At 67.6% G+C, this 17,506-nt stretch carries 16 protein-coding genes; 9 read left to right on the forward strand and 7 right to left on the reverse strand.

The features are described from left to right. Positions 1-22: 22 nt before the first annotated feature. From ACSQ3O_RS23890 to ACSQ3O_RS23905, 4 genes are all read left to right on the forward strand, one after another. A complete protein-coding gene (locus tag ACSQ3O_RS23890; RefSeq protein WP_436140697.1) occupies positions 23-1,675 on the forward strand; it encodes an FAD-dependent oxidoreductase in 1,653 nt (550 codons plus the stop codon). A gap of 14 nt (positions 1,676-1,689) precedes the next feature. Then, positions 1,690-1,947 (forward strand): DUF2783 domain-containing protein, encoded by a 258-nt coding sequence (locus ACSQ3O_RS23895; protein ID WP_296340281.1) that lies wholly within the window; start codon positions 1,690-1,692, stop codon positions 1,945-1,947. Positions 1,948-2,046: 99 nt separating this feature from the next. After that, positions 2,047-3,015 carry a Bug family tripartite tricarboxylate transporter substrate binding protein gene (locus tag ACSQ3O_RS23900; RefSeq protein WP_436140698.1) on the forward strand — a complete coding sequence of 323 codons (969 nt, stop codon included), beginning with the start codon at positions 2,047-2,049 and terminating at the stop codon, positions 3,013-3,015. 79 nt (positions 3,016-3,094) lie between these two features. Further along, the gene (locus ACSQ3O_RS23905; protein WP_436140699.1) at positions 3,095-3,523 is read left to right on the forward strand and encodes a hypothetical protein; all 429 of its coding nucleotides are present in this window, start codon (positions 3,095-3,097) and stop codon (positions 3,521-3,523) included. A 1-nt stretch (position 3,524) separates the two neighbouring features. Here the strand turns inward: ACSQ3O_RS23905 and ACSQ3O_RS23910 are convergent, their stop codons facing one another. The 3 genes from ACSQ3O_RS23910 to ACSQ3O_RS23920 are packed head-to-tail and all read right to left on the reverse strand — an operon-like array spanning position 3,525 to position 5,255. After that, a complete protein-coding gene (locus tag ACSQ3O_RS23910; RefSeq protein WP_436140700.1) occupies positions 3,525-4,085 on the reverse strand; it encodes a DUF2062 domain-containing protein in 561 nt (186 codons plus the stop codon). 11 nt (positions 4,086-4,096) lie between these two features. Further along, positions 4,097-4,258: a hypothetical protein gene (locus ACSQ3O_RS23915; RefSeq protein ID WP_171012227.1), complete on the reverse strand. Its 162-nt coding sequence runs from the start codon at positions 4,256-4,258 to the stop codon at positions 4,097-4,099. Between the two features lie 16 nt (positions 4,259-4,274). Beyond that, complete coding sequence (locus tag ACSQ3O_RS23920) at positions 4,275-5,255, reverse strand: TerC family protein (RefSeq protein ID WP_137747605.1); 981 nt, start codon at positions 5,253-5,255, stop codon at positions 4,275-4,277. Between the two features lie 160 nt (positions 5,256-5,415). Here ACSQ3O_RS23920 and ACSQ3O_RS23925 point away from each other — a divergent pair, with 160 nt between their 5' ends. Next, positions 5,416-6,318: a LysR family transcriptional regulator gene (locus tag ACSQ3O_RS23925; RefSeq protein WP_137747604.1), complete on the forward strand. Its 903-nt coding sequence runs from the start codon at positions 5,416-5,418 to the stop codon at positions 6,316-6,318. 78 nt (positions 6,319-6,396) lie between these two features. Here the strand turns inward: ACSQ3O_RS23925 and ACSQ3O_RS23930 are convergent, their stop codons facing one another. The 4 genes from ACSQ3O_RS23930 to ACSQ3O_RS23945 form a co-directional block, all read right to left on the reverse strand. Continuing rightward, a complete protein-coding gene (locus tag ACSQ3O_RS23930; protein ID WP_436140701.1) occupies positions 6,397-7,125 on the reverse strand; it encodes an alpha/beta fold hydrolase in 729 nt (242 codons plus the stop codon). A gap of 184 nt (positions 7,126-7,309) precedes the next feature. Next, on the reverse strand, positions 7,310-8,281 hold the full coding sequence (locus ACSQ3O_RS23935) for a helix-turn-helix domain-containing protein (protein ID WP_436140702.1): 972 nt from the start codon (positions 8,279-8,281) through the stop codon (positions 7,310-7,312). An 84-nt stretch (positions 8,282-8,365) separates the two neighbouring features. After that, a complete protein-coding gene (locus ACSQ3O_RS23940) occupies positions 8,366-9,700 on the reverse strand; it encodes a sulfatase family protein (RefSeq protein WP_436140703.1) in 1,335 nt (444 codons plus the stop codon). 148 nt (positions 9,701-9,848) lie between these two features. After that, positions 9,849-10,802: a Bug family tripartite tricarboxylate transporter substrate binding protein gene (locus ACSQ3O_RS23945; RefSeq protein ID WP_137747600.1), complete on the reverse strand. Its 954-nt coding sequence runs from the start codon at positions 10,800-10,802 to the stop codon at positions 9,849-9,851. A 117-nt stretch (positions 10,803-10,919) separates the two neighbouring features. On the opposite strand from ACSQ3O_RS23945, the gene ACSQ3O_RS23950 reads away from it, so the two are divergent. The 4 genes from ACSQ3O_RS23950 to priA all read left to right on the forward strand — a co-directional run bounded on the left by ACSQ3O_RS23950 (position 10,920) and on the right by priA (position 17,275). Next, positions 10,920-11,471, forward strand: a complete 552-nt coding sequence (locus tag ACSQ3O_RS23950) for a MarR family winged helix-turn-helix transcriptional regulator (protein ID WP_137747599.1) — start codon at positions 10,920-10,922, stop codon at positions 11,469-11,471. A gap of 127 nt (positions 11,472-11,598) precedes the next feature. Then, positions 11,599-13,179 (forward strand): MFS transporter, encoded by a 1,581-nt coding sequence (locus tag ACSQ3O_RS23955; protein ID WP_298453287.1) that lies wholly within the window; start codon positions 11,599-11,601, stop codon positions 13,177-13,179. A 101-nt stretch (positions 13,180-13,280) separates the two neighbouring features. Continuing rightward, complete coding sequence (gene hemE / locus ACSQ3O_RS23960; protein ID WP_436140704.1) at positions 13,281-14,393, forward strand: uroporphyrinogen decarboxylase; 1,113 nt, start codon at positions 13,281-13,283, stop codon at positions 14,391-14,393. A 758-nt stretch (positions 14,394-15,151) separates the two neighbouring features. Further along, entirely contained in the window at positions 15,152-17,275 is a 2,124-nt protein-coding gene (gene priA / locus ACSQ3O_RS23965; protein ID WP_436141169.1) for a replication restart helicase PriA, read from the forward strand. The last annotated feature ends 231 nt before the right edge of the window (positions 17,276-17,506 follow it).

Raw genomic sequence — 17,506 nt, forward strand, 5'->3', positions numbered from 1 at the left:
TGAGGTTGGAGGAGACACAACAATGAACCCCAGAGACATCCCCCCAGAGGCCTTTCACGCCAGTGGCGCCGAGGTGCAGGCCCTCGATTTTGGTTATGTGCGCTCGCCCGATCAGGACGGCGCCACGCCCGCAGAACATCCCATCGTGGTTATTGGCGCGGGCCCTGTGGGCCTGTCGCTCGCCATCGACCTGGCCCAGCGCGGGCAGCGTGTGGTGGTGCTGGACAACGACCACAAGCTCTCCATCGGCTCGCGCGCCATCTGTTTTGCCAAGCGCACGCTGGAGATCTGGGACCGCCTGGGTGTGGGCCAGCGCATGGTGGACAAGGGCGTGTCGTGGAACCTGGGCAAGGTGTTTTTGAAGGACGAGCAGCTGTATGAATTCAACCTGCTGCCCGAAGAAGGCCACGAGCGCCCCGCCTTCATCAACCTGCAGCAGTACTACGCCGAGGCCTACCTGGTGGAGCGTGCGCTGCAGCTGCCGGGCATCGACATCCGCTGGCACAACAAGGTGACGGCCGTGCAAAGCCGCGCGGACGGCGCGCTGCTGAGCATCGACACGCCCGAGGGCGCCTACCAGATGGATGCGCAATGGCTGGTGGCCTGTGACGGCGCGCGCTCGCCCACGCGGCAGATGCTGGGGCTGGAGAGCAAAGGGCGGATTTTTCAGGACCGCTTCCTGATCGCCGATGTGAAGCTGGCGGATGAAGCGAACTTCCCCACCGAGCGCTGGTTCTGGTTCGACCCGCCCTTCCATCCCGGCCAGAGCGTGCTGCTGCACCGCCAGCCCGACAACGTGTGGCGCATCGACTTCCAGCTGGGCTGGGACGCCGACCCTGAGGAAGAAAAGAAACCCGAGAACATCATCCCGCGCGTGCAGGCGCTGCTGGGTGCGGATGCACAGTTTGAGCTGGACTGGGCCAGCGTCTACACCTTTGCCTGCCTGCGCATGGACCAGTTCGTGCACGGCCGCGTCATCTTTGCGGGCGACAGCGCGCATGGTGTGTCGCCCTTTGGTGCGCGTGGTGCCAACAGTGGCGTGCAGGACGCCGAGAACCTGGCCTGGAAGCTGGACTGGGTGCTCCAGGGCCGCGCCACCCCCGCGCTGGTGAATACGTATGGGCCGGAGCGCGAATACGCCGCCGACGAGAACCTGTGCAACTCCACCCGCGCCACCGACTTCATCACGCCCAAGAGCGAGGTGAGCCGCCTGTTCCGCGACGCGGCGCTCCACCTGGCGCGCGAGCATGCGTTTGCAAGGCGCATCGTCAACAGTGGCCGCCTGTCGGTGCCCGCCACGCTGCACCAGTCGCCGCTGAACACACCGGACACGGATGCGTTTGTGGGCAAGCAGGTGCCCGGCGCCGTGCTGCTGGATGCGCCGTTGACGAAGCAAGGCCAGCCCACCTGGCTGCTGCGCGAGCTGGGGCCGGACTTCACGCTGCTGGTGTTTGGCGCGGCCCCTGCCTGGGCCCGTGACCTGCCCGGGGTGAGGGTGCTGCAGATCGGCATCGATGTGATCGACCACCAGGCGCTGGCCGCCCAGCGGCTGGACGCGTTGCCGCGCACCGTGTACCTCGTGCGGCCCGACCAGCATGTGTGCGCACGCTGGCGTACGCCCACCGAAGCAGCGGTGCGCAGCGCACTGGTGCAGGCCACGGCCGCAGCACTCTGACAAGGAACATGCCCATGCTGAACACCCAACCGAACCTGCAGGCCTGCGACGACTTTTATGAAGCGCTGATTGCAGCGCACCAGGGCCTGTCCACGCCCGAGAGCCACGCCATAAACGCACGCCTGGTGCTGCTGCTGGCCAACCACATTGGCGACCAAGCCACGCTGCAGCACGCGCTGCAACTGGCGCGCGGCAGTGCCGTGCCCACGGCTGACCGGCGCACCACCCCAGCCATCACGCCAGTGGTGCCCACCCACGCGGTGGCGGCCTAGCCGCAGCCCCCTTTTATCCCCACAGCTTCAGCACCGCGCAGACGGTGCAGGGCCCGGGCTTTGCCTTGATCTTTTTGACAACACCACGGAGACAACACCATGCAGCGCAAACATTTCCTCGCCACCCTCGCGGGCCTGGCCCTGGCCACCACCCTGCCCTTGGCCCACGCCCAGGACTCCAAGCCGCTCGAATGGGTGGTGGGCTACGCCGCAGGCGGCGGCTCGGACATCGTGGCACGCACCATTGCCGAGTCGATGTCGGCCACGCTGGGCCGCACCATCATCATCAACAACAAGCCCGGCGCGGGCACCAACATTGCCGCCGAGTACAGCGCACGCAACAAGGACTACGGCAACCTGATGTTCTCGGCCGACTTCGCCACGCTGGCGGCCAACCCGTTCTTGTTCAGCAAGCTGAGCTACAACGCCGAAAAGGACTTCCAGCCTGTGGGCCTGCTGGTGCGCTTTCCGATGTTTCTGGTGGTGTCCAACAGCGTTCCCGCCAAGAACCTCAAGGAGTTCATGGCCTGGGCCAAGGGCCTGCCCGATGGCGTGAACTGGGCGTCCGCCGGGCCGGGCAGCCCGCACCACCTGGTGGGCGAGCTGTTCCGTGAGCAGAGCGGGCTCAAGCTCACGCACGTGCCGTACCGGGGCGCGGCACCGGCCATCCAGGATGTGATTGGCGGCCAGGTGCCCGCGATGTGGATTGACAGCGCGACGGTGTACCCGTTCCTCGCAGGCAACAAGGTGCGCGCAATTGGTGTGGCCAGCCCGCAGCGCGTGACGACCATGCCCGATGTGCCCACGATTTCCGAACAAGGTTTGCAGGGGTTTGAAGGGTTTGCGTGGCAAGGCCTGGTGGTGCCCACGGGCGCGTCGGCCGATGTGGCGGCGACCTTCAGCAAGGCGCTGCAGACGGCCCTGGCCGACACGCGCACCAAGGCCCGGCTGCAGGCGCTGGGTGTGGAGCCCATGCCCGGCACGGCCGCCCAGATGGGCAGCTTTGCACGCACCGAACGCGAGAAGTGGGGCCGGGTCATCACCAAGGTGGGCGTGAAGCTGGATTGACGCAGGGCAGGCGTTGCAGCCGCTGGCGCCGGTGGCGCCGGTGCCGCATACCATGGCGGCCATACTCAGCGAGAGCCCCATGCCCGACGCCACCACGCCCCCAGCCGCTGCCACTGCCTGCGCGCCCCCGCAGTGGATCAGCATGCGCAAGCTACCCGCCTGCAACCTCTACCCGTGCCATATCGACAACCACCCTTTCGATGACGCGCTACGGTTGTTTGCAGCCCGCAGCACCCGGTTTCGTTCGACCCAGGGCGCGCCACGGGCGGGGCGTCAGTTTGCGCTGCGGCTGGCCAGTGGCCGACATGCGCTTGTCACCAACTACGACGACTTTCCCTACTCGCTGGAGTTCTCCCTGCAGATCACACAACCAGCCCGGGGGCAGGCTGCCGCGTATCTGGCCGACCTGGAGGATCTGCTGAAGCCCCTGGGGCTGCCCGTCCCGGACAAATCCCACGACGGCGCACTCCAGTGGCGGTCGGCAGACACCCATCGGCGAGCCCGCTGAACTAGCCTGCCGCCTTCTGGCCCCGTACCAGCCGCCGCTTGCGCTGCAGCGCGGGTGCCAGCCACAGCAGCTGCACCGTGGCATAGCCCAGCACGGCCATCACCAGCCCCAGCGTGGGCAGGCCCACCAGCAGCGGCGTGCCCAGGGCCTGCATCCAGGCCCCCAGCGCCTGCACCGAGAAGTCCCCGCCTGGCACCGCGCTGCTCCACTCGGGCAGGGAGTGCGAGCCAGGCATGACCAGTGCGCCCAGATAGAACGCCAGCACATACAGCGGCACGGCGGTGAGCGGGTTGGTATAGAACGTGGCCACGCCACCCGCCACGATGTTGCCGCGCAGCCAGGCGCACACCAGCAGCGTGCCCGGGATCTGCAGCGGGCCGGGGATCAGGCCGCAGAACATGCCCGCCGCCACCCCGCGTGCCAGCGGCTGGCGCTGAAAGCGAAACAGCGCACGCTGCTCCAGCCAGGGCTGGTAGCGCGACAGCCAGCCGCGCTCCAGGTAGGCACGCGCCCGGGGCTCCAGCCCACGCAGCCAGCGGCGCAAGGTGCAGAGCATCTGCATCGGCGCCCCTCTCAGCCCCAGGCCAGCGCGGCGGCGGCACCGGCGCCACACAGGGCCGACAGCCCCATCAGCAGCCGCACATCGCGCCGCTCATTGCCCGCCCGGTGGGCGATGACGGTAGCCGCGACCAGGCCCCCCAGGAGAAAAAGCAGAACAGAGTCGAAGAGTTCCATGGTGCGTGGCCTTGTTTCAGTCTTTGGGTGGCAGGGCGGGGGCACCGTGGGCGCTTTCGCCCGAGCTGCGCAGCGACAGGTAGATGGAACCGGCGATCAGCCCGGCGGTGACCAGCAGCGCATAGCCGATCGGGATCTTCACGAGGTCGATGAGCAGCATCTTGCTGCCGATGAACACCAGCACCAGGGCCAGGCCATAGGCCAGCAGGTGGAAGCGGTTGGCCAGGTCAGCCAGCAGGAAGTACAGCGCGCGCAGGCCCAGGATGGCGAAGATGTTGGCCGTGAGCACGATGAACGGGTCGCTGGTGATCGCGAAGATCGCAGGGATGCTGTCCACCGCAAAGATGATGTCGGTGGTGCCGATGAGCACCAGCACCACAAACAGCGGCGTGAAGTGCTTGACGCCATTGATCATGGTCGAGAGCTTTTCGCCATCGAACTTGTCGGTGATGCGGATGCGCTTCTTCAGGAACTTGAGCACCGGGTTGGTGGCGATGTCAGGCTCCTGCCCGGCGGCAAACCACATCTTGATGCCGGTGATGACCAGGAACGCGCCGAACACATACAGCAGCCAGTGGAAGGTGGCCAGCAGCCAGGCACCGGCCAGGATGAGCAGCGTGCGCAGCACGATGGCGCCGATGATGCCGATGATGAGCGCGCGCTTCTGGTACTGCGGCGGCACGGCAAAGTAGCTGAACAGCATCAGGAAGACGAAGATGTTGTCCACCGACAGGCTCTTCTCGACCAGGTAGCCGGTGATGAACTGCATCGACACCGTGTTGGCCACCTCGCGGCCCTGGCTTCCGTCCAGGTACCACCACAGGATGGCCACGAACACGAAGGCCAGCGAGAACCACAAGAGGCTCCAGCGCAGCGCCTCTTTCATCGTGACCTTGTGCGCGCCCTGGCGCTCCATCACCAAGAGGTCGATGGCGATCGCCACCACCACAAAGACGGCAAAACCCGCCCACATCCACCAGGTGCCTATTGTTTCCATGCTCTTTCTCCAAAGGGGTATTGCTCTGGCCAGGCGCTAGCCCAGCGGCAGACCCGCACTGTAGGGACGCAGGAGATTCTTTAAAACCTGTCATATTGGTAGCATTGGTTCGGTTTTTACGAACCAACCACCTTTTTGACCAAACCGTCACGCCAACATCATGAGCCAGAGCTTCAACTACCGCCATCTTTTCTACTTCTGGGTGGTGGCCAAGGAGGGCGGCATCGCGCGCGCCGCCGAGCGGCTGGACATGGCCGTGCAGACCATCAGCGCCCAGGTGCGCGAGCTGGAAAAGTCGCTGGGCGTGAGCCTGCTGCGCTCCGAGGGCCGCAACCTGGTGCTGACCGATGCGGGCGTGGCTGCGCTGCACGAGGCCGACCACATCTTTGCGCTGGGTGAGTTGCTGCCCGTGCGCGTGCGCGAGGCCGCCAGCGGCCAGACGCTGCGGCTGAACCTGGGCATCTCCGACGGCATTGCCAAGCTGGCCGTGCACCGGCTGCTGACCCCCGTGCTGGACGAGCCCCACCTGCGCCTGCTGTGCCACGAGGGCGAGTTCCAACCCCTTTTGGGCGAGCTGGCGCTGCACAAGCTCGACGCCGTGCTGGCCGACCGCGCCGCGCCCCCCAACCCCGCCCTGCGCACCACCAGCCAGCTGCTGGGCACCAGCGCCATCGCCTGGTACGCGCCCCCGCTGTGGGCCGAGGCGGCGGCCAACAGCTTCCCCCACAGCCTGGCCGTGGTGCCCGTGCTGCTGCCCACCGACCACGCCGCCATGCGCGCGCGCATCGACCACTGGCTGGAGCGCGAACGCATCCGCCCGCGCATCGCGGGCGAGTTTGAAGACAGTGCGCTGCTGAGCACCTTTGCCGCCACCGGCATGGGCGTGATGCCCGCGCCGGTATCGCTGGGCGAGCACTTGGCGCAGACCCACGGGCTGGTGCAGGTGGGCACCACGCCCGACGTGCAGGAGCAGTTCCACCTGATCTACAGCGCCCGCAAGGTGATGCACCCGCTGCTCACCCGGCTGCTGGAGGCGGGAAGCAGCGGATCACTCCTGAATTGATAGCTATCAGCGCTTACCCATCAGGCGGAAGAGGCCAAAAAAGCCTAAACCTCAGCGCACACAGAACCCTGCTGCCCGTCAGTCGCGCCCAGCCCGCTCGATGTGCAGCGCCGCCGACGCAGGGTCGGAAAAGCACAGCTCGTGGCTGCCCGCGCACTCCACCAGGCGGAACAGGCCCAGCCGCTCCGACAGGCGCGGATGCCAGGGCAGGCTGTGCGGCAGCGCGGTGTCCTGCTGCGCGTTCAGGTAGCTCTTGCCCACCTCCAGCGCGGCCAGCGGCACGGGCAATTGCGCGGGTTCGGTGAAGGTGCGGTAGGGGTGGGGGTTGAGCAGTGCGTAGCTGCTTTGCGCCAGGGCCTCGTCGGCGTCGTTAATGAAGGCCTCGCGCCAGATAGGGTACGGCAGCATCACCGCATTGCCGCTGCTGGCCGCCACCTGGTCGAACAGCGCGCGGTAGTGCGGCGGCACCAGGTCGTTCAGGCACTCGCCCGGCTGCGGCACAAAGGCGTTCCAGTACACCAGGCGGCGGATGCGCCCGGGCAGGCGCGCAGGCATGTGGCTGATGACCATGCCGCCATAGCTGTGGCCCACCAGGCGCACCTCGCTCAGGCCCTGGCCTTCGATGAAGGCCGCCAGCGAATCCACCGCGTCGGCCAGGCCGATGGCCGCGCGGTCGTCGCCAGGGTTGTTGCCCGCGAGCGTGGGGCAGTGCACGGTGTGGCCCCGCGCGCGCAGGTGGGTGGCGGTGGCTTCCATCTCGGCACCGGTGTGCCATGCGCCATGGACCAGGACATAGGTATCCGGCATGTGTGTGTCTCCTTGAGGTTGTGTTGCAGGACCGGGCAATCCGCCCTACCGTTACCTTAGAAACACCGGGCGGCGCTGAATGGCCCGCGCGTGCCAGCCCGCTGTGCTGGGTGTGCCAAAAGCTCCACCGCCGTGCAGCACGGCAAGGCGAAGCAACAACGACTCGGAGGATGGGGAGACGGAATCAGCCGCCGCGCCGCCACTGCGCGGGCGACACGCCCATGGCGCGCTGGAAGGCGCGTGCGAAATGCGAGGGGTCGGCAAAGCCGCAGCGCCGCCCGATCTCGCCCACGGCCACATGGGCCAGCTGGGGGCGGCGCAGCAGCTCGCCCGCCCGCGCCAGGCGCAGTTCGCGCAAGGTGCCCGCAAAGGTGTGGCCCTGCGCCGCAAACGCCCGGTGCAGGGTGCGCAGCGACACGCCCGCCTCCTGCGCCAGCACTGAGGCCGAGAGGCCGGGCTGGTCGATGCTCGCCCGCAGCAGCGCACACAGATGGGCATGCAGACTGCCTGCTGCCGTGGGGGCGGGTGGCTGGGGTGGCTCCAGCGCCGCGCACAGCAGCGCGCCCAGGTGATCGGACAGCAATGCGGGCGGCAGGGCCTGCGCCGAGGCCGGGTCACGCGCCAGCTGCATGGCCAGCGCCCCCAGGCTCTGGCCCCAGCCCTGGTCGCGCCAGGCCACACGCGGGCCGGGCGCCTCGGCCTGCTGCAGCCACTGCCCTACCCAGGCGCGCGGCAGCTGCAGCGACACACAGTGCACGCCGTCGGGAAAGTGCAGTTCGTACGGCCGGGCCGAATCCAGCAGCACCACGTCGCCCGGCCGCAGGTGGGCCACATGGCCATCCTGGCGCACATGCCATGCGGTCTCGGCCTGGCCGATCAGGTAGAAGGGCAGCTGGCGGCTGCGCGCAATGCCGGCGGGCGTGCGAAACACATCCTGGGTGGAGGCCCGCACGCGGTTGATGGACAGCGTCTCCACCGGCAGGCTTTGCAGCTCGCCGCCAAACAGCGGCGCCTCGCGGGAGCTGCAATCCATCTCCAGAAACGCCTCGCAGATCGCGCCCACCCAGTAGTCCAGGCGCGCGGGCGGCGCCACCACGTCGGTGGTCCACTGGCGCAGAGCAGTGGGGGACGAGGGCGCGGGGGCGAAGGCGGGCATGGCGCCCAATCTACCGGCAAGGGTGTCTGGCGGGCAACAGGGCAAGCCCTGCCGTCCGCCCGCTAACTTGCATGCCCGCCGGGTTCAGCGCTGCGGCATGTCCTTGACGGAGTACCCCAGGCTCACCGTGGCGTCGTCAGGAATGGCGGGCATGGATGCGTTCCACGCCTCCCACGCGGCGCGCATGGCCTTCAGGCGGTCGGGCTCCACGGGCGCACGGTTGGCGCGCTCGCGTTCGTCGTCGGCCAGGTTGAACAGGTAGTCGTTGCCATCCACGTGCAGGTACTTCCACACGCCCTGGCGCATGGCGCGCTGACCTCGGTGGTTCATGCGCCAGAACAGCGGGGGCTCGTCAATCATGTTGGCATCGCGCAGCAGCGGCATCAGCGAGCGGCCGTCCAGCGGGTAATCCGCATGCGCGGCGGCCCCTGCGGCGTCGAGCATGGTGGCCGACCAGTCCATGGTCATGCAGGTCTGCGCGCTCACGCCGCCGGGGGCAATCACCGCAGGCCAGCGGGCGATCCAGGGCACGCGGATGCCGCCTTCGGTCAGGTCCATCTTGCCGCCCACCAGCGGCCAGTTGTCCGAGAAGCGCTCGCCGCCGTTGTCGCTGGTGAACACGACCAGCGTGTCGCGGTCGATGCCGTGGCGCTGGAGCGCGGCCATGATGCGGCCGATGCCCTCGTCCATGTGGTGGATCATGCGGCGGTAGGTCTCGATGTTGCCGCCGTGCAGGTGGAACAGGTTCGTCTTCACCTCCTGCGCCAGCGCCTCGTCGTCGCGGGTCTCCCACGGCCAGTGGGGCGCGGTGTAGTGCAGGCTCAGGAAGAACGGCGTGCCGTCCTTGGCACCCTCAGCCATGCGCTGCACATAGTCGAGCGCGTGGTCGGTGATGAGGTCGGTGAGGTAGCCGTCCTGCTGCTTTTCTTCCTCGCCCAGGTACAGGTCGTGCGTGCCATTGGAACTGCAGTGGGTGAAATAGTCCACCCCGCCCGACATGGGTCCAAAGAACTCTTCATAGCCCGAGCGCAGCGGCCCGAACGCGGGCGGGTAGCCCAGGTGCCACTTGCCCATCAGCGCCGTGCGGTAGCCCGATGCGCGCAGCAGCGAAGGCAACGTGGGGTGCTCGGGCGGCAGGCCCAGGGTGGTGCTGCCCCGGCTCTTGCTGTTGATGGGCTCCTCGGCCGCGCCGCGCAGGCGGTACTGGTAGCGCGCGGTCATGAGCGCAAAACGTGTGGGCGAGCAGACGGGCGAATTGGAGTAGCCCTGCGTGAGCTTGAGGCCCTCGGCCGCCAGCTGGTCGAGCACCGGCGACACGGGGCCAAAGGCTGCATCGCGGCCGCCATAGCAGCCCAGGTCGGCATAGCCGAGGTCGTCGGCAACGATGAAGATGATGTTGGGACGGGGGTGCGTTTTCATCTCTGAGATCCAATGTCACTGAACGTGGGCTGCGACCTGCGCAACTGGCACGGCCCACGCGAGGGGCGGCAAGCAAGGGCCGCCCCGCAGCGAGGCCGCCGTCCCCCTTGAGGGGGAAGCGGCGCAGCCGCTCAGGGGGCGCTTCCTATCAAGGTTTGAAGCCCGAGCGCTGCACCACTGGCGCCCATTGCGCGCGGTAGGCCTTGAGCATCGCTTCGGTCTGCGCCATGGTTGCCACAACGGGCTCCATCTTGGCGGCTTCGAACTTGCGCTGGGTGTCCGGGTCCTTCATCACCTCATGGATCAGACTGGCCAGGCGCTCGGCCTGCGCCTTGGGCATGCCCATGGGGGCAAAAAAGGTGTTCCAGCCGGTGGCGGCCAGGTCCAAACCGCTTTCCTTGAACGTGGGGATCTTGGGGTCCAGCGCACTGCGCTTGGCGCCCGACACCGCCAGGATGCGGATCTTGCCCGCCTCGTGCTGGGGCAGCAGGGTGTCAAACGTGTCGAACGCCACGGGCACCTGGCCGCCCAGCAGGTCATTCAGCAGCGGCGCCGAGCCCCGGTAGCCCACCACCTCGGCGCGCACCTTGGCGGCGTCGCCCACCATCAGGCCAAAAAAGTGCGGCAGGCTGCCGGTGGCGGGCACGCCGAAGTTGGCCTTGTCCGGGTTGGCCTTCAGCCAGGCCATCAGGTGCGGCAGCTCCTTGACCGGCACGGCACTGCCCACGGCCACGCCGAATTCGTAGCTGTTCACGTGGCTCACAGGGCGGAAGTCGCGCTCGGGGTCGTAGCCCGCGTCAGGGAACACCAGCGGCGCTACCAGCATCACGGCGGGGTTGGCCAGCAGCAGCGTGGGCTGGTTGGCGGGCGCGGCTTTGACGGCCTGGGCCGAGAGGCGGCCGCCCGCGCCGGTCTTGTTCTCCACGATCACGGGCGTGCCAAGCTTGCTGCCCAGCTTGTCGGCCACGATGCGGGCCACGCGGTCGGTCGCGCCGCCGGGTGCGTAACCCACCACGATGCGCAAGGGGGTCTCCTGCGCCTGGGCCAGGGTGGCGCACAGGGCGAGTGTGGCGGTCAGCACAAAAGCAAGGGGTTTGCGCATGGTCGAAATCTCCAGGGGCGATGGCAGGGCCCGCGCAGCCGCGCGGGGGGTGGATGGCCGGACTGTATTGGGCACACAATCAATTGATCTAATCAATCATTGCCCGGAAATACCCTGATGCCCGCGCCTGCACCGGCCCCCTCACCACCCACCCCGCCCGGCCACCGGCTGGCCCACCCGCAGGCCGCCAACGACCTGCTGATGTACCGCCTCAACCGCCTGCTGGCCGTGGCGGGCAGCCTGGTGGTGCGGCTGTGTGAAGGTGGCTACGGAATCACCCGGCGGGAGTGGGGCCTGCTGATGATGCTGGCGCAACACCCGGGCATGCCACCGGCCGAGCTGGCCCAACGGCTGGGGCTGGACCGGGCACGCACCTCGCGCGCCATCACCTCGCTGCTGGCCAAGAAGCTCATCACCCGCGACGCCATGCCCGGCGACCGGCGCCAGGCCGTGCTGACCCTCACGCCCGCAGGCCAGGCGGTGCACGATGGCCTGTTCCCGCAGGTCAAGGCGCTCAACCAGGAGTTGCTGGCCGGGCTCGAACCCGAGGCCGTGTCGGGCCTGGACCAGGCCCTGGCCGACATGCAGCAGCGCGCCGAAGCGCTGGTCGCCACCCGCACCGACGTGCCGCGCACCTACCGGCTGCGGGGCGGACGGCATGTGGATTGAGGGACATCCCCCGCAGTGCGCCCCAAAACGGGGAGACGGCGATATCCTCCAAGACGCCTTGTAACACCCCTGCAGGTCCGCCCGCGCTTTCCGTCCGACCACGACCCACGCCCTACCACCCGCCCTCATGTCCCAGCACTCGACCTCTTTGTGGAGCCCTCTGCGCCAACCCGCGTTCCGGGGCCTGTGGATTTGTGGTGGCATCTTTTTTGTAGGCAGTGGCATGCAGACCATGGCAGCCGCCTGGCTCATGGTCGAGCTGACGGGGTCGTCCTTTCTGGCCGCGCTGGTGCAGACAGCCGTGTTCATGCCCATGTTCCTGCTGGCGTTGCCTGCCGGTGTGCTGGCCGACACCACGGACCGGCGGCGCCTGATCTCAGGCGCTTTGCTGGCGCAGGCGGGGGCCAGTGCGCTGCTCACGCTGCTGGTGCTGGGCGGCTGGGGCGGGTCGGCTTCGGTGCTGTTCCTGGTGTTTGTGTGCGGCTGCTGCACGGCGGTGCTCACGCCCGCATGGAACTCCTCGGTCATCGACCCGGTACCGCGCGACGAATGGCCCCAGGCCATCACCGCCGTGAGCATTGCCTACAACGCGGCGCGCGCCATCGGGCCTACGCTGGCGGGGCTGGTGTTTGCCCAGCTGGGCGCCGGGTGGGTGTTTGCCGTTACGGTGACCACCACGCTGGTGATGTGGGACTCCATCCGCCGCTGGCCGCCCAAGGCACACCCACCCTCCAAGCTGCCCGCCGAGCGCCTGTGGGGCGGCACCCTGAGCGGCCTGCGTTTTGCCTGGCATTCGCGCATGATCCTCGCGCAGCTGGTGCGCGTGATGGCGTTCAGCGCTGCAGGCTCGGCCCTGTGGGCGCTGCTGCCGGTGATTGCCCAGCGCCTGGGCACGGGAGCGCCAGGCTTCGGTTTGCTGATGGGCTGTCTGGGCACGGGCGCCGTAGGCGTGGGCCTAGTGCTGGGGCGGCTGCGCGCGCGTTTTGGCATGGAGATCATCGTGGGCACGGGCGGCATCGTGTTTGGCGCGGCCATGCTGGTGGCGGCCCTGACCAAGATCACGGGGGTGGTCTACATCGCCATGCTGTTTGCGGGCGCGGCCTGGATGTCGGCCATGTCCACCTTCAACACCGCCACCCAGGCCAGCGCGCCGCAGTGGGTGCGCTCGCGCGCCGTGGCCATGCACATGGTGGCGGCGCTGGGTGCGTTTGCGATGGGCTCGGCGTTCTGGGGCGCGGCGTCGGACATCCTGGGCCTTACGCCCACGCTGTGTGTGGCCGCCGCGCTCATGGGCGTGGGCCTGCTGCTGGCCCGCCCCATGCCGCTGCGCATGGGTGCGCTGCACGAGGTGACCCAGGCCACGCCCTGGGATGAACTGTTCATCGAAGCCGAGCCCCTGCCCGAAGCAGGCCCCGTGGCCGTGGAGGTGGGCTACCGCATCGCCCCCGGCACCGACGCTGCGTTCCTCGACACCATCAGCCGCATGAAGGCCCCACGCCGCCGCGACGGCGCCACCTTCTGGCGCGTGTACAAGGACCTGGGCGAGCCCTCGCGTTATGTGGAGCGCTTCATCGTCGAGTCCTGGGCCGACTACCTGCACCAGCGCGCCCGCGCGACCATGGCCGACCAGGCGCTGGAGACGGAAGTGCGGGCGTTTTTGGCGCCGGGCGAGGTGGTCCGCATGTCGCACTACATCGCAGAGCGATAGGCGCCCTGGAGCCGACCCTCGGTGGTTTCGGCTTGATGCGCGTCAATTTCTACCGCCTCGTCGGATGCCGAGGCGCGTGGTCGGCCTGCGACAATCGCAGGATGACCTTCGCCCCCCTTGCCAACGACACCTTCCTGCGTGCCTGCCGCCGCCAGGCCACCGACTACACGCCCCTGTGGCTCATGCGCCAGGCGGGGCGCTATCTGCCCGAATACAAGGCCACACGTGCCCAGGCGGGCAGCTTCATGGGCCTGGCCACCAATGTGGACTACGCCACCGAAGTGACCTTGCAGCCGCTGGAGCGTTTTCCGCTCGACGCGGCCATCCTGTTTTCCGACATCCTCACCGTGCCCGACGCCATGGGGCTGGGCCTGTCGTTTGCCGAGGGCGAAGGCCCGCGCTTTGCCAAAGTGGTGCGCGACGAGGCTGCGGTGAATGAACTGGCCGTGCCCGACATGGACAAGCTGCGCTACGTGTTCGACGCGGTCACCAGCATCCGCAAGGCATTGAACGGCCGCGTGCCGCTGATCGGTTTCTCGGGTAGCCCCTGGACCCTGGCCTGCTACATGGTCGAAGGCAAGGGCAGCGACGACTACCGCCTCGTCAAGAGCCTGATGTATGCCCGCCCCGACCTGATGCATCGCATCCTGGCCATCAACGCAGACAGCGTGGCCGCCTACCTCAACGCCCAGATCGACGCGGGCGCCCAGGCCGTGATGATTTTTGACAGCTGGGGTGGCGTGCTGGCCGATGGCGCTTTCCAGGAGTTCAGCCTGGCCTATACCAAGCGCGTGCTGGGGCAGCTCAAGCGCACCGGCGTGGATGGCACCGACGTGCCGCGCATCGTCTTCACCAAGGGCGGCGGCATCTGGCTCGACGACATGAAAGACATCGACTGCGAAGTGCTGGGCCTGGACTGGACGGCCAACCTGGGCAAGGCGCGCACCATCGTCGGCGGGCAGGTGGGCGGCCCCGGCAAAGCGCTGCAGGGCAACATCGACCCCAATGTGCTGTTTGCACCGCCCGCGCAGATCGTGACCCAGGTGCATGCCGTGCTCGACAGCTTTGGCACACCCCACACCGACCGCAGCACCACCGGCCCCACGCACATTTTCAACCTGGGCCATGGCATCAGCCAGTTCACCCCGCCCGAACATGTAGCGGCGCTGGTGGAGGCCGTGCACAGCCACTCGCGCGCGCAGCGCCAGGGGTGAAGGCGCCCGGCCCGCAGCAGCGTGGCAACGGGCTGCGTGGCGCCCTGCGGGTGCATCTTCTGCAACAGAAGAAAAACCGCAGGGCGGCAATACCCGAGCGGCTCGAAGGGCCTACTTATGCACAAAAATGGCGCAGCACCGGGGCCTCTGCGGCCCCCGTGCACACAAAGTGGGCAGGGCAGAAAATATTCTCATCAACGACGTAAGTAGTTGATTTAAAACGATTTCGCAAGGCTGCTTTTTTGGCGGGCATTCCAGCCAAAGCACGGCCCGTCAAGGACTTGCGTGGCAAACACAGGGGATATCAACAAAGTTATCCACAGGAATTCTGGATTTCTTGCAAAACCCCAGTCAAATCAAGCACTTGCAGCCTACATCGCAGAAAAGACTGAGCATGCGGGGGCATCACTAACACAAATTAAGGGTTTTCCCGGCCATTGACGCCCTGCTGGCTGCCTGACTTATGCACAAAAATCTTGATGCGGCGCAACATGGGCGGCCCACCAGGCGCTAGCACAGAAAATGCACCCAAAATTCTTCAGATGATTGATTCATAAGGATTTTTTCTCACTGCCAATTTTGTGGGCATTCTGTTCAGGGCCAGTATTCATGCGGGTTGGCGGGCGGTGGATGCAGGATGTCAACAAAGTTATCCACAGAAAGACGGGATTACTCACACGGCACGCCAAATCAAGCACTTAGCTGCCAAACCTCCACTCGGCCTCCACAAGCCCCCGTAACTGCCATAGCCTGTGCCTATCCATTCCGCCATCGTCCACGTTGCCTTGCACACCCCATCGCACAGCGGCGTGGGGGACCTGCTCAGCTATGCCAGCGCGCAGCCCCTTCCCCCTGGCACGCTGGTGCGGGTGCCGCTGGGCAAGCGCGAGGTGCTGGGCGTGGTGTGGGACGCTGCGGAGGCCACGGGCGAGCTGCCCGAGGGTGCGGCCATGCGGGCGGTGGCTGGGGTGCTGGAGGGGGTAGAGCCACTGGCCCTGCCCTGGCGCCGCCTGGTGGCCTTTGCCGCGCGCTATTACCAGCGCGCGCTGGGGGAGGTGGCCCTGGCCGCCCTGCCTCCCCAGCTGCGCGACCTGCAGCCCGACCAGCTGGCGCGCCGACTCAAGCGTCCCGCCAAGTCGCAGGAAGGGAACAGCAGCGGAAACGCTATTCAATCAATAGCACTCACCGCAGAACAGGAGCGCGCAAGGGCCCAAATTTCTTCTGAATCCGGCCCCTTTCTGCTGTTTGGCAGCACAGGCAGCGGAAAGACCGAGGTCTACCTGCGCTGCGTGCAAGAGGCGCTGGAGTCCGACCCCACGGCGCAAGCGCTGGTGATGGTGCCCGAGATCAACCTCACCCCGCAGCTGGAAGAGCGCTTCACCGCCCGCTTTGCGCCGCGCTTCGGCAGCCAGGCCGTGGTCTCGCTGCACAGCGGCATGACCAACCCGCAGCGCCTCAAGAGCTGGCTGGCCGCGCACAGCGGCGCTGCCCGCATCGTGCTGGGCACGCGCATGGCGGTGTTTGCCAGCCTGCCGGGCCTGAAGATCATCGTGGTGGACGAGGAGCACGACCCCAGCTACAAGCAGCAGGAGGGCGCGCGCTACTCGGCGCGCGACCTGGCCATCTGGCGCGGGCGTGAGCAGGGCGCCAAGGTGCTGCTGGGCTCGGCCACGCCATCGCTGGAGAGCTGGCACGCCAGCCGCCCGCCCACGCCAGAAGACCCCGACGGCGGGCGCTATGTGCGCCTGGCCATGCCCAGCCGGATCGGCGCCGGGGCCCTGGCCAGGGTGCGCCGCGTGGACATGAACCAGCAGCCGCGCCGCGCGATCTTCAGCGCGCCGCTGCTGGCCGCCATCACCGAGCGCGTGGCGCGCGGCGAGCAGAGCATGGTGCTGCTCAACCGCCGGGGCTACGCGCCCGTGCTGCACTGCGCCGACTGCGGCTGGAAAAGCGACTGCCCGCACTGCAGCGCCCACCAGGTGTTCCACAAGGCCGATCGCACGCTGCGCTGCCACCACTGCGGCTACACGGTGCGGGTGCCCCGCGCCTGCCCCACCTGCGGCAGCCCCGACATCCACTCCATGGGCCGGGGCACCGAGCAGCTCGAAGAACAGCTTGGCGACCTGCTGTCCGAGGTGCTGCGGCCCGACCGCACCCCCGCGCGCATCGCCCGCATCGACGCCGACACCACCAAGGCCAAGGGTGCGCTGGAGGCGCAGCTGGCGCAGGTGCATGCAGGCGAGGTGGATGTGCTGGTGGGCACGCAGATGATCGCCAAGGGCCACGACTTCCGCCGCATCACGCTGGTGGCCGCCGTACAGCCCGATGGGGCGCTGTTCAGCAGCGACTTCCGCGCGCCCGAGCGGCTGTTTGCGCTGCTCATGCAGGCGGCAGGCCGCGCCGGGCGGGACGCCGCCTACATGGCGGCCCAGGGTACGCAGTGCGAGATGTGGGTGCAGACCTTCCACCCCCAGCACGCGGTGTACGAGGCGCTGCGCAAACACGACTACGAGGCCTTCGCCGCCCAGCAGCTCAAGGAGCGCGAAGAAGCCGCCATGCCCCCGTTTGCCTACCAGGCCCTGGTGCGGGCCGACGCCCGCACGCAGGAGGTGGCCCAGGGCTTCCTCACCGCCGCCACGGCCGCCGCACACGCGGCGGGCCTGCCGGGGCTGGAGGCGGTGACGTTGTTCCCGCCGGTGCCGCTGACGATCCAGCGCGTGGCCAATGTCGAGCGCGCCCAGATGCTCATGGAAAGCCCCAGCCGCGCCGCCCTGCAGCGCTTCCTGGCCGCCTGGCAGCCCGTGCTGCAGGCCACGCGCAGCGCGCCCGAGCACAAGGGGCTGGTGCGCTGGTTGGTGGACGTGGACCCGCTGGTGATTTGAAGCTTTTCAGGGCCCTGCCGCGCGTTGCACAAGCGCAAACAGCTATCAAATCAAGAGCATCTAGTTTCCAGAAACGAAGGGTTTGCAGAGTCCCGAACTTCCACTTTTTAAAACCAAAAATAATATTGATTTGAATTTAAATTCAAATACCAATATACTTCAGGCGTGTTGTACGCAGGGCGCCTTGTTCGGCCTGTCACCGCAACGCCTGTCATGGGGTGCATTCCGCCC

Origin of the sequence: Acidovorax sp. LjRoot74 (genome assembly GCF_964254355.1) — a bacterium.
Lineage (GTDB): Bacteria > Pseudomonadota > Gammaproteobacteria > Burkholderiales > Burkholderiaceae_C > Acidovorax.

Coding starts and splice junctions, on each gene's coding strand:
- ACSQ3O_RS23890 (WP_436140697.1), top strand. CDS start 23: ATGAACCCCAGAGACATCCCCCCAGAGGCCTTTCACGCCAGTGGCGCC.
- ACSQ3O_RS23895 (WP_296340281.1), top strand. CDS start 1,690: ATGCTGAACACCCAACCGAACCTGCAGGCCTGCGACGACTTTTATGAA.
- ACSQ3O_RS23900 (WP_436140698.1), top strand. CDS start 2,047: ATGCAGCGCAAACATTTCCTCGCCACCCTCGCGGGCCTGGCCCTGGCC.
- ACSQ3O_RS23905 (WP_436140699.1), top strand. CDS start 3,095: ATGCCCGACGCCACCACGCCCCCAGCCGCTGCCACTGCCTGCGCGCCC.
- ACSQ3O_RS23910 (WP_436140700.1), bottom strand. CDS start 4,085: ATGCAGATGCTCTGCACCTTGCGCCGCTGGCTGCGTGGGCTGGAGCCC.
- ACSQ3O_RS23915 (WP_171012227.1), bottom strand. CDS start 4,258: ATGGAACTCTTCGACTCTGTTCTGCTTTTTCTCCTGGGGGGCCTGGTC.
- ACSQ3O_RS23920 (WP_137747605.1), bottom strand. CDS start 5,255: ATGGAAACAATAGGCACCTGGTGGATGTGGGCGGGTTTTGCCGTCTTT.
- ACSQ3O_RS23925 (WP_137747604.1), top strand. CDS start 5,416: ATGAGCCAGAGCTTCAACTACCGCCATCTTTTCTACTTCTGGGTGGTG.
- ACSQ3O_RS23930 (WP_436140701.1), bottom strand. CDS start 7,125: ATGCCGGATACCTATGTCCTGGTCCATGGCGCATGGCACACCGGTGCC.
- ACSQ3O_RS23935 (WP_436140702.1), bottom strand. CDS start 8,281: ATGCCCGCCTTCGCCCCCGCGCCCTCGTCCCCCACTGCTCTGCGCCAG.
- ACSQ3O_RS23940 (WP_436140703.1), bottom strand. CDS start 9,700: ATGAAAACGCACCCCCGTCCCAACATCATCTTCATCGTTGCCGACGAC.
- ACSQ3O_RS23945 (WP_137747600.1), bottom strand. CDS start 10,802: ATGCGCAAACCCCTTGCTTTTGTGCTGACCGCCACACTCGCCCTGTGC.
- ACSQ3O_RS23950 (WP_137747599.1), top strand. CDS start 10,920: ATGCCCGCGCCTGCACCGGCCCCCTCACCACCCACCCCGCCCGGCCAC.
- ACSQ3O_RS23955 (WP_298453287.1), top strand. CDS start 11,599: ATGTCCCAGCACTCGACCTCTTTGTGGAGCCCTCTGCGCCAACCCGCG.
- hemE (WP_436140704.1), top strand. CDS start 13,281: ATGACCTTCGCCCCCCTTGCCAACGACACCTTCCTGCGTGCCTGCCGC.